The sequence below is a fragment of the Acinetobacter sp. KAM396 genome (genome assembly GCF_021602765.1).
Lineage (GTDB): Bacteria > Pseudomonadota > Gammaproteobacteria > Pseudomonadales > Moraxellaceae > Acinetobacter > Acinetobacter towneri_A.
Map to the genome: position 1 here is coordinate 1 of NZ_BPPH01000081.1, position 1,379 is coordinate 1,379.

At 37.3% G+C, this 1,379-nt stretch carries 2 protein-coding genes; both read right to left on the reverse strand.

What is annotated here, in order from left to right; genetic code table 11:
• On the reverse strand, positions 1-164 hold a 164-nt coding region (locus L6C30_RS14545; RefSeq protein ID WP_236163416.1), incomplete at its 3' end, for an antitoxin.
• Between the two features lie 63 nt (positions 165-227).
• Positions 228-1,232 (reverse strand): replication initiation protein RepM, encoded by a 1,005-nt coding sequence (gene repM / locus L6C30_RS14550; RefSeq protein ID WP_213072709.1) that lies wholly within the window; start codon positions 1,230-1,232, stop codon positions 228-230.
• Positions 1,233-1,379 lie beyond the last annotated feature (147 nt).

Below are 1,379 nucleotides of genomic sequence, written 5' to 3' on the forward strand. Positions count from 1 at the left end.
TCCTCACGACGTTTTTTCATACGTGCCACTACTTGGTCATGGGGAATGGTGGGGCGTGAATCGGCTAGTGATTTCTCAACTTTTGCAATAAACCACGCATTGTATTCTGCTTCATGGTCAGAACTTTCAAACTCTGACACGATAGGATCAAACCTTGTATTCATAGTTGGTACTCCAATTATTCGCTCAAGTTTACTGCTTTACGATACAAAAATCATGGGTATTTTTTAATCAAAATTTATCCCAAAATCCTCAAGTTTTGATTGCCAGTAGTCTGCCGTTTCCTCCCCTCCCTCCATAATTTCGCCTTGAATACGCTTCAATGTACTAGATAAACCCTCATCGCCATGTTTGAAACGTTCGTGCAGTTTATGGGTGATAATTGACGTTGTGATACGACTTGCCCTATGCAACAAGGGATTCGCAGGCGGTGAGGTGTCTTTAACAACTGCTCTAGCTATGTTTTTTGTCTCAGCATCAGTTTTACCTGTGAACATATCAACGGTCTTTGGATCTCGCTTCTGATCAATCGGTTTTTCAATTTTTGACTGTTGTTTTTGTTTAAACTTGAATGAAAAACCAACAATTGACCGTCCTTTTTTATGCTGCTCGTATTTTACAAAAATGTCTGTATGTTCATTAATCTGTTCAAGTGCAAGCTCTAATACCCGTAATTTAAAGTTTGCTAAAAGCTTATAGTCATTAACACCTAGTCCTAGTTTTCTTCTCAGTTCCTCTAGCCCTATCATTGGTGTTTTGCCTACGCTACGCCATGAAATAAGTATTTCATACAAGCGAGTTGCATACTTGCTTTTAAGAATTGAGACTTGCTCTAGGTCGTAACTGGTAAACTGCTGTTCTAACTGTGTAATAAGTGGAACAACGGCAGGAGCGAAGATTAGTTGTACACTACCTTCCTCCTGAATATAACCAATTTGGCTCACCCACCTTGATGTCTGATTTATAACATTACCTTTCGGTGATAACTCTTGATAACTAAATTGCCTTGAAAATAGGTCTCGGCAAGCATCTTTCAACGCACCATAGGCTGTATGCTTTTGAACATTAAAATTTTGAATATAACTTGAGGCATGGATGGTTAAGGCATCATTGGCATTAATTCCCTTTCCTGTTTCTCTTGCTTCAATAATTGCTAATAAAATCAATCTTTGTTCAACTAACTCTAAATTATAACTGGCGTTAATTAACGCATTATCTTTGACTACCAACATATCGGCTATTCCTCGTGGTGGTGCATTTGCTTTCTGGATTGAGGTCATTTTGTTGGTACTCCAAGAGACATATACTTGCCTTGTATGTTATATAGGCATACAAATAAATTTATGTAAATATATAACATTAATTTATTTGTATATATA